The sequence below is a fragment of the Pseudoalteromonas sp. Z9A4 genome (assembly GCF_011378845.1).
Lineage (GTDB): Bacteria > Pseudomonadota > Gammaproteobacteria > Enterobacterales > Alteromonadaceae > Pseudoalteromonas > Pseudoalteromonas arctica.
This window is the reverse complement of sequence record NZ_WTLA01000037.1, coordinates 25,537-33,545: the sequence shown is the minus strand read 5'-3', so window position 1 is coordinate 33,545 and position 8,009 is coordinate 25,537. Positions and strand designations below refer to the sequence as shown.

7 protein-coding genes and 1 pseudogene are annotated in these 8,009 nt (G+C 34.6%); 2 read left to right on the top strand and 6 right to left on the bottom strand.

The features are described 5' to 3' along the window. Positions 1–89: 89 nt before the first annotated feature. Positions 90–236: pseudogene (locus GQR54_RS19500) on the top strand (integrase); the annotation flags it as partial. A 122-nt stretch (positions 237–358) separates the two neighbouring features. On the opposite strand, the gene GQR54_RS18195 reads toward GQR54_RS19500, so the two are convergent. Both GQR54_RS18195 and GQR54_RS18190 read right to left on the bottom strand, forming a co-directional pair. Next, positions 359–2,779 (bottom strand): PAS domain S-box protein, encoded by a 2,421-nt coding sequence (locus tag GQR54_RS18195; protein ID WP_166379453.1) that lies wholly within the window; start codon positions 2,777–2,779, stop codon positions 359–361. A 215-nt stretch (positions 2,780–2,994) separates the two neighbouring features. Further along, positions 2,995–3,303 carry a hypothetical protein gene (locus tag GQR54_RS18190; protein ID WP_139016263.1) on the bottom strand — a complete coding sequence of 103 codons (309 nt, stop codon included), beginning with the start codon at positions 3,301–3,303 and terminating at the stop codon, positions 2,995–2,997. A gap of 416 nt (positions 3,304–3,719) precedes the next feature. Between GQR54_RS18190 and GQR54_RS18185 the strand changes: the two genes are divergently transcribed. Beyond that, a complete protein-coding gene (locus tag GQR54_RS18185) occupies positions 3,720–4,649 on the top strand; it encodes a diguanylate cyclase (RefSeq protein WP_165741888.1) in 930 nt (309 codons plus the stop codon). A 349-nt stretch (positions 4,650–4,998) separates the two neighbouring features. Here GQR54_RS18185 and GQR54_RS18180 read toward each other — a convergent pair whose 3' ends face one another. The 4 genes from GQR54_RS18180 to GQR54_RS18165 all read right to left on the bottom strand — a co-directional run bounded on the left by GQR54_RS18180 (position 4,999) and on the right by GQR54_RS18165 (position 8,002). Next, complete coding sequence (locus GQR54_RS18180; RefSeq protein ID WP_166379451.1) at positions 4,999–5,253, bottom strand: hypothetical protein; 255 nt, start codon at positions 5,251–5,253, stop codon at positions 4,999–5,001. 824 nt (positions 5,254–6,077) lie between these two features. Beyond that, complete coding sequence (locus GQR54_RS18175) at positions 6,078–6,809, bottom strand: MauE/DoxX family redox-associated membrane protein (RefSeq protein ID WP_002963060.1); 732 nt, start codon at positions 6,807–6,809, stop codon at positions 6,078–6,080. Between the two features lie 28 nt (positions 6,810–6,837). Continuing rightward, positions 6,838–7,350, bottom strand: coding sequence for a DUF305 domain-containing protein (locus tag GQR54_RS18170; protein WP_010388415.1), 513 nt, complete (start codon positions 7,348–7,350; stop codon positions 6,838–6,840). 172 nt (positions 7,351–7,522) lie between these two features. After that, entirely contained in the window at positions 7,523–8,002 is a 480-nt protein-coding gene (locus tag GQR54_RS18165) for a DUF411 domain-containing protein (RefSeq protein WP_166379449.1), read from the bottom strand. Positions 8,003–8,009: the final 7 nt, after the last annotated feature.

Genomic DNA, 8,009 nt, shown 5'->3' with positions numbered 1-8,009 from the left:
ATCATTATAATGCCGGTTTAGCGCCAAATGAATCTGAGGTTAGATATCAAGATTCCAAAACTGTGGCCAAATTTTATTGACCACTACATACCAAACCATCACTAATTTACAAAAAAACTAAAAATTTAAGAGCCTGTCAGCTTCTACTTGGCCATAGAAAACTAGAGAGCACTGTCAGGTACTTGGGAATAGAAGTTGATGATGCGTTAGAAGTATCAGAACAGATCGATGCTTAAATTTGAACCTAAGCCAGACTCGAAGTTAGGGTCTGGCACGTGCCAATAAACCTACTTCAGTTAAATTTCTTTAAAAGCATAAATGACCCAAATGCATTTAAATAATGCAAAATATCAGACTCTTAACTATTGAAATAATGCTTCAGAGTTCCATACAATTTATTTATGTCTATCGGCTTTGCAATATGTGCGGTAAAACCCTTACGATAGTAGTTTTCTACATCTGTTTCCATAACATTTGCTGTAAGTGCCATTACAGTAAGGCTTGGATCTAAAGATTGTATTTGTTGTTGGGCCTCAATACCATCCATTATAGGCATGTGTATATCCATTAATACTAAGTCGAATTTGTTGCATTGGACCGCTTCAACAGCCAGTAGACCATTTTCAACAATTGTAACGTTTGCATTAGTTCGTTTAAGCATTGCCTCTATTAGCACTTTATTAATGTTATTATCTTCTGCAACTAATATTTTTTTACCTTCTAAGTTAGGGGCGGATAATGCTTTTTTTGCCTTATTAACAGGTGCAAAATCAACTTGATCTAAAGGCAGAATAAGGCTTATCGTTGTGCCTCGTCCTAATGCACTTTGAATATCCATTTTACCCCCCATCACTTCAATTAAGCTGATTGTGATGGACATACCTAGCCCAGTTCCACCGTACTTTCTCGTTGTAGAGGTATCAGCTTGAGTAAAGCGCTCAAAAATATGCTCAACAGCCTCTTTACTCATACCGATACCGGAGTCGATAATTTCAATCTTAATAGCTTGTTTATCCTGATAGAGTTGGCTGCTAACGTTTATTTGAACACTTCCTTTTTCTGTGAACTTGACTGCATTTGTCGCTAAATTTAATATAATTTGCTTAACCCTAACTAAGTCACCTATCCAGTATTCGTTGTAGCTTTTCCCCTTATTAACGAGAAACTGAATTCGCTTTCCACTAACTAAAGAGTCTAGATCATACTTTACTGACTCCAAGACTTCGGTTAATGAAAACTGGACACTTTCAATTTGTAATTTATTCGACTCTATTTTCGAATAATCTAAAATATCGTTTATTATGATTAAGAGACTATGGGCTGAGAAGGATGCATTTTTAAGTACTGTACTCAATTCGGTAGATAAGTTAGTGTTTTTCAGTAATTGTAGAGCGCCTAGAATCGCATTCATTGGCGTGCGTATTTCATGACTCATATTGGCCAAAAAGTCACTTTTTGCCTTTACAGCATTTTCAGCGGCTAATTTTGCTTCTGACAAAACGCGTAATGCATCAGCTCGCTCTGTAACATCGTAGTTTACGCCTACCACCTTAATTGCTTCGCCGCGTGAATCTCTTAATATTTCGGCGCTTGCTTTCATCGTTCTTATGTTGCCATCCGGATGAACAACACGAAATTCAGGATCATATGAACCATTGCCACTAATAGCGGCTTCTAACTGGTTTTTAGTGTTTTCAATGTCGTCAGGATGCACAATATTTATCCATGCATCATATGCACCAGAAAACTGAGATTCTGTAATGCCATGTAATTTGTACATCCAGTTATCCCACATTAGCACTCCTGTTTTTAAATCCCACTCCCAAACACCAATTCCTGCTGAATCATTAGCTAACTGCATACGTAGTGCAAATAGATCGGCTTTGTCTTTAGCTACTTGTAGTTGTTGCTCACTATTTTTTTGATATGAAATGTCTTGTACAACAGACCAAATGAATACTTGTCCTTTACTGTCTGTAATTTTTATACCCGAAAGTAGTACAGGATATACTTCACCATTTTTGTGAATGTACTCTTTTTGATATGGGCCGTAATAACCGTACTCAGAGAGAGAGTCCAATTGCTCTTGCTCCTGCTCTGCGTATTTTTTCGGGGTGAGTTGCCAATAATCCATTTGGTTAAGTTCTTCGGCACTATACCCAGTAATTTTTTCGAATTCTTGGTTGGTAAATTCAAATTTACCATTAGTTATTGCGTTTATTACGATACCGATAGGTGCTAAATCTACAAATTTTTCAAATTTCTCTTTTTCACCTAAATAAGCTTTTTCAAAACGTTTTCTTTCTGAATACTCGGTGCTCAGCTTTTCTTGAGTTTTTGCTAGGTCTGATATATCTCGACCAACAGCCAAGATTAACTGACTGTCACCAATAGATAAGGAGGTTAACGACACCAAGCAAGGGAAAGTAGTTCCATCTAAGCGAGAGTGTGTCCACTGGAAGATTTGTGAGCCATATACAACAGTATTTTCTATATACTCTCTAGCCATTTCTTTAGAGAGTCTGCCGCAGGGTTGGTACTTAGGTGATAAATCAGAAGGGCTAAGGTTAAGGAAGTTAGCATTGCTTTGTACGCTGTGCATATCAATAGCGGATTGATTACACTCTATAAACTTGCTAGAGGTTAAATCAATAATTGAAAGTGCATCTGCTGAAACATCAAAGATTTTTTTATATTTATCTCTTTCTTTAGATAGTTCAACAATAGTTTGTTTTAGCTTTCTGTTTTCTGATTCTAAATTTTTTATATTACCAGGCACATTCATTCCCAATACTTTTGTATAAGCACATGTAAAACAGTATAGATGTGCTCTTTAAATATTGAAATGTATATCACTAAAATATAAAGATATTTCACATCTAAGGTGCATCATTGACATGTCCAAAATTCAATCAACTAGCAATGAAAATGGAAAAGGATTTCGAAGGCTTGTTATAGAGTGGTATTTTTAAGTAAGTATCTTTGCTCTGGAGATTATAACTGATGAGGTAATCTTGATTTTACATATATGATAGCAGCTTTAATTCGCAACTCTCTCCATGAATTGACGTTTGTATTTTTACTAATAAAAAGCTCCCATTCAGCACTAGAATACAAGTCTGAATTAGTCGTGTATTTATCTTTCAAGCGACTTGAAAGCAATAGGCATTCAAAATCAGTGAAGCAAGAGTGTGTTTTAATAAAATCAGGAGTCATTAAAAGCTCTATTGGTAAATTGTGATAACCAGCCCCTTCATTTATCTCTTTAGTTAAATCATCCAGTATTTTAAAATTATCAGTCAAGGTTAAGCCCTCCAAAAGTATCATACAAATCAAGCTTATTTTTAAATGTAATTTAATTCTAATATAGTAACCTTAGTTGAAAGTAGCACTGCGTTTCATATATAGATACGCAAGAGGGAAAATTTTAAATAGATTCTGCCCAGCCGTCGTTTTTACCACAGGCATAAAATTATGCTTATAGGCCAAAATTCAGTCAACTATAATATAGATTACGCCAAGCATTGAACTGTACTTTAGGATTAATTAATTTCAAATGATTAGTCACAAACAACTAATTCCATGACTTCAGTGCTTGCTTAAAATCATGCAATATTCTACTCTTATTACGCTTTAAGTTATTGATAAAAAACAAAAACTAGAGCTGGTGATTTACTGCAGCTTTAGTATCAAGATCGACTATAGGAAGGGAGATAATTTTGGGATTAAATACTCAAAGCGTTGGTAATAATGAAAACTTAATAATTGAGTTGTTCGAGTCCAAAGTGCTAGTTGTTGAAGATCAGCCTTTAAATGTTCTATTACTGAAAAGAATACTCTCAAACCACTTTAAAGTTGAATCTGTTGAAAGTGGTGAAGCAGCCATAAAGTGGTGCGAAAACCATACCCCTGATTTAATTTTACTGGATATAGTAATGGATGGGATGGGCGGAATAGAAACGTGTAAATACCTTAAAAGCCTTCCTGAAATTAGCAATGTTCCCATTATTTTTATAACGTCATCACATGAAAATGAAGATACCTGTTGGGATGTAGGTGGAGTTGATTTTATTCAAAAACCCTTTACAAAAAAAACAGTATTTAATCGAGTGAAAACTCATCTGACGATTAAGTTACAACGAGACAAGTTAACTAATTTGGTATTTTTAGATAGCTTAACAGGAGTATTCAATAGACGTTATTTTGATACGCATATTGAAAAAGTTGCTCTGAACGCAAAAAGAATGAATGAAGATTACGCTCTCATTTTCATAGATATTGACTTTTTCAAACAGTTTAACGACATATATGGCCACCTAGAAGGTGATAAAGCACTAAAGATTGTCGCACAAACAATACAAAAAACATTAAAAAGACCTCGCGACGTCGTGATTCGCTTTGGAGGAGAAGAGTTTGTTATAGTTCTTCCATCTACCGATTTAGAGGGAAGTATTTTAGTAACCGAAGATGTAATAAAAAATATTAGTGCACTGAATATCCCTCACAGTGGTTCTAATTTTAAACACCTGACTGTCAGTGCAGGAATTGCAACGTTGAGAGGCTTAAAGGGGGAAACTGAAATACTAAAAGTCGCGGATGATAAATTATATATATCTAAACAGTTAGGTAGGAATAGACTAAGCTATTAAAATAAATCACTAAAACTTCATTTCTCTATTTGGTTTACGAGAATCAAATAAGCAACATGATACTATTACAGTAGCTGAGCTAATAAAATGCATTTTTACAGAGACTAATTGAAAGTTAAGACTCTAAAGTAAGTTGTCTTCTTAATCGCATAAAGCATCAAATTCCACTTACTTAAGAGTCATTATCTAATAATAATTGATTGTATTTATAACATACCTTGAGGCACGTGTTTTTCAGCGAGTAAAAGCACTAGGGTTTAGTTTGAAACTTAGGTTCGCAGGATTTTAGATAATGAATTCTATTTGACTCAGTTGGTTCAATTTTGAGCTCATTCATATAGAAAAAGCATTAGAGTAGTTTTTGCTTATACTCATTGCTTAAATCATCTGCTGTATAGTCCACATTAAATATTTCATTTAAATTACGCATTAGTTTATTTACTACAGGAAAATACATCTTCCCACTTTCTTCATCTAGGTAAATTGTATGGCTAAAGCTACTCCTTTGAGTATCATCCGATAGGAATGTTAAAAGAAAAATAATGGCAATAAATGAGGTCACTATAGAACCGGTTATGACAATAAAAAGTGAAAATAAACGCATAAATTGCTCCTTTCAAGCTGATTTCTAAAGAAGGAGAATCACATAATATTGAATACTCTCGATTATTATATATTTCCCTTTGCTGCTTCATTGTAGTCAATAAAAAAGAATAAGATGTTTTTTATAGCCAATTATTAAGTAGATGCCTCAATCGTCTTGACTAAATAAATATAGTCCACCCTCCGCCTCGAACAACTTAATGTAACTAGCGCCTCAATACCTGGCTGGCTATCACTCATCCCCGCACCGCTTTGTAGCGTGCTAAGCTTAAAGATCAATAAAAAACTGGAGTACACTAAACTCGCCAATTAAAATCGTTTTTTTCTAATTGATATATTTACCTCATTATATCGGTTTGTGGAGGTAATGAGGGGGGTAACAATTTGACGGTACGCGAGCCGCGTAAATGTCTACGCGTACCACGTTTACTTGTATATGTGAGCAAACAGCAATTTGACTAATTAACTATTATATTTAGCCAATCACAATGACCGCTATTCGCTCTAAGCGGACTAGAAAAAATTTCACAAAATTTATAAATTAAATTTATAAATTCTTAAACACTAGGATGATTAAAAATTTATTGCCAAAAGAATCCTGGAATCAAATTTAGATTAGATCTATTTAATAAAGTTAGAGGGCTAGTGCTTTTTTAAATCATGCAATTAATAAAAAACTTTAGTCTCGTTGTAACTTCAAGATACCTTAGAGAAGCCAGAGCAAATTGATGGCGTTTTAAGTTCAGGCAGAACCAGACTCAACTACTGAGTCTGGTTCGTGCTATAAATAAGCTCGTCATCATATTTTTAAATTAAAGCTGTTATTTACCTAACAAACATCCAAATACCGGCAGCTATCATAAATAAGTTTTCTGTTAGAGAGATAAACCCTAGTGGTACGTTACTGTCACCGCCTACACACGCACATTTTAACTCTCGTTTATCTATATAGACTGCTTTTATCACTGAAACAGCACCAACCCCACCTATGAATAATGAAATAGGGGCAATAATATAGGCTGGTAATCCGGCTATCATTCCAATGCCAACAAATGCTTCTAAAAATGGGTAAACATAAGCGTACCTGACTACTTTCATAGCGACTAAGTCATAGGTTATAAATGAATTAGTAAAGCTAAATAAGTCTTGAAGCTTTTGTATTGCTAACACTGCCATTGTTAGGGCTACAAACAGTTCAGCGGTTTGCATTGATAATAAGCTATTATCCGATGCAAAACTAAATGCCACACTAAGCAAAAAACTAACCGAAAAAATCGCAATCACGGGCGTGTAAGTTGTACCTTCTTGGGCTGCTTGTGGCTTATTAAAGTAATCACGTAAATCGTCGTAGCCACCTATACGTTTATTATCAATAAATGCTTGAGGTGTAGTTTCTACACTGTGTTGTTTTTTAAATTCATCTGTTTGCTCTCGAGAAGTTAAAAGCTGATCATCAACTGTATATCCCTCTCGCTCTAGTAGGTCTTTTGATTTTAAACCAAACGGACAAATATGCTCATCTGTTGCCATTCTAAAAAGTTGGGCTGATTTACTCATGCTTTACTCCTTATGTTATGCGGTTTATTTATTTATTTGAATTGAAATCTGGAACAGCTCTTAATTGTGCTTGAGCATTGGTTTGTGCAATGCCGTTTTGCTCTATATCTTTTAGGAGCCATTGCATTTCTTTTATTTCTCGCTCTTGGGCTTCAATTATATTTGTAGCTAGCTTTTGAACGCGTTTATCTTTGATTTTTGCCCTGTCACTGGTGAGTATGGCAATTGAATGATGTGGGATCATCGCCGACATCCATGAGCTATCATCAACAGTCACTTGTGAGCGAACTAAAAATAAACTTCCTGCAAATACGGCAACACTAGCAATGAGTACTGTTATATTTTTCTTTTTATCTTTATACATATTGAGCATGAAAAGTAGCATTATCACTGCCATCGTGGCTCCCATATAAAGCGCCATATAAGTACGAGTTTCACTAAAATAAACATGACTAAGTTGGTAGGTGTTCAAATACATCAATACAAACATGGTTATTGTGGATGTTGCTATCATTAAAAAAAATTTTGAATAGTGTGACATTGTATTGCTCCTTAAAAGTTTTGTATTTTGTTTTTACATGTGAGTAATTTTTACACTATCAAGCTCACAAATCAGTGTTTCCTGTTGTGTAAAATGGGTATTTAACAATTAAATCAAAAATTATGCCGTTAGGCTAAAATTGCTCGCTGGATTTACTTATGTATCTGTAGGTTTATTCATTTGAGTTGTCAGTGAGTAGTTCAATATTATATTTGTGAAATATACCCTCCATTTCCATTCCGGGAGTGCCAATAGGCATGGCTGGTACACTTAAGCCTGTAATGTGCGGAGCGTGTTGCCCAGATAAAAACTGTTTTATATGTTTAACGGGAACATGACCTTCAAATACAAATCCATCGGCTGACACGGCTGTATGGCATGAGCGCATATTAGGTTTTATTTGATACTGAGATTTAATCGACCCCATGTCATTAACGTTAATTGCTTTTGTTTGAATATTGTTTTCACTCAAATGAGCAATCCACTTATTACAACATCCACAATTTTTACTTTTATAAACGGTAAGCTCAATTTCAGGTTTTTCTGAATTTTCATAGATTATTGATGTTTTATGCTGTTTTTCGATACTCATTGCCGAAAATGACATAGTTAATGATAAAAAAAACGCTGAGGTAATGTAGATTACTCGCATTGTTAAC